This window comes from Polynucleobacter sp. 35-46-11, from assembly GCF_002281105.1.
This window is the reverse complement of record NZ_NCFJ01000564.1, coordinates 1-1,540: the sequence shown is the minus strand read 5'-3', so window position 1 is coordinate 1,540 and position 1,540 is coordinate 1. Positions and strand designations below refer to the sequence as shown.

Sequence of the window (1,540 nt, the reverse complement as noted above, 5' to 3'; positions counted from 1 at the left end):
TGAAGGGTCGCTTAAAAGCCTACTTGCAAACGCCAAACAAGCCATGAGCATACTTTCAGAAGCCGATCAAACACAAATTTTTTCAGGAACGGCTGCTTCAATTTATCATCCGCTGCCTTCTTGGACCAATGAGGCTGACACATGACAACGCATCCTCGCTTTAAGGCAATACTGGGCTCATATCCTCATACAATACCAATCAAAAACGGTTCAATAACAAGCCAAAGCGTAACGTTGGATTTTGATGAGATCGAACCGATTCATAAAGCGTTTAAGCCGATGGCCATGAACCAGATCGCTGATGTCTGTGAGATGGCTATCGTGACTTATCTCCAAGCAAAATCATATGATAAGCCTATATTCATGCTCCCGTTTGTTGTGGCATCACGTTTCCAGCAGGGTTGCATCATTCATAATACGGCGCTTAAGCCCCTCAACGTCTCAGCATTGCGCCATGCTCGTATCGGCGTACGCTCATATTCTCAAACAACCGGTGTGTGGGTACGAGCCATATTACAAAATACCTATGGAATTCCTCCAGAGCAAATCGATTGGATAACGTTTGACCCCGCCCACCTTGTAGAATATGAGGATCCCTCATGGTGCACACGTGCGCCTGCTAACAAATCTCTCATACCAATGTTGCGTTCAGGCGAGATCGATGCAGCTATTTTAGGGAATGATCTACCAAATGAACCTAATTTGGAACCGGTTATTCCCCATCATGTAAATGCTGATGAGGCTTGGTATAACCAGAATCACTTTGTGCCAATCAACCATATTGTAGTCATGAACCTTGTATCTGCAAAAGATCATCCGAAGACTGTTTCGGCAATATTTGACATGATGCTGCAAGGAAAAAAAGTGGAAACAAAAACGGGCTCGGAAATTGATTATATACCGAGCGGAATTGATAAGTTATATCAACCAATCAAGCTATTAATAAAATTTTGTGAGCAGCAAAAACTTCTTTCACGAAAATTGTCGGTCGATGAAGTGTTTGATGATTTTTTATCGTTTGTATAAAGTTTTGAATAGACACTTTTTTCTTGGACCACTTCACAATAAATTTTTAATAAAAATGGGAGCAGGAAATGAATACTACAAGCCCTAATACTACATCTCTTCGACCAAAACGTCCTTTTTATATGGACCTGTCATTTCAAGTTGTCTCAGGTATGATCATAGGTGTTGCAGCTGGCTATCTGGCGCCTAAATTTGGTCTCATGATGCAGCCTTTTGCAACTGCATTCATACGTTTGATTCAGATGGTTACAGGACCAATCATCTTTTGTGCTATCGTGAGCGGTATCGCTGGTGTGGCGAATAAAAAGCAAGTGGGTCGTGTGCTCATTAAAGCTCTGATTTACTTTGAAATCGTAACGTCCATAGCTCTGGTAATTGGCCTAATGGCAGTTAATATCCTCAAACCTGGCGTCGGAATGAATATTAACCCTGCAAGCTTAAAGTCATCTGCAACGGTAGAGTCTTTAGTAGAACACTCACATCACGTTACCTCACTTGCGGATTATTTTGTAAA

The 1,540-nt window shown here is 41.7% G+C and carries 2 protein-coding genes; both read left to right on the top strand.

The genetic code is table 11. The features are described 5' to 3' along the window. Positions 1–141: 141 nt before the first annotated feature. Complete coding sequence (locus tag B7Y67_RS17635) at positions 142–1,026, top strand: hypothetical protein (protein ID WP_293599747.1); 885 nt, start codon at positions 142–144, stop codon at positions 1,024–1,026. Between the two features lie 68 nt (positions 1,027–1,094). Further along, a partial coding sequence (locus B7Y67_RS17630) for a cation:dicarboxylase symporter family transporter (RefSeq protein ID WP_293599746.1) occupies positions 1,095–1,540 on the top strand: 446 nt, incomplete at its 3' end.

What these genes read in the sequence shown, in the direction of transcription:
- B7Y67_RS17635 (WP_293599747.1), top strand. Translation starts at nt 142, where the DNA reads ATGACAACGCATCCTCGCTTTAAGGCAATACTGGGCTCATATCCTCAT.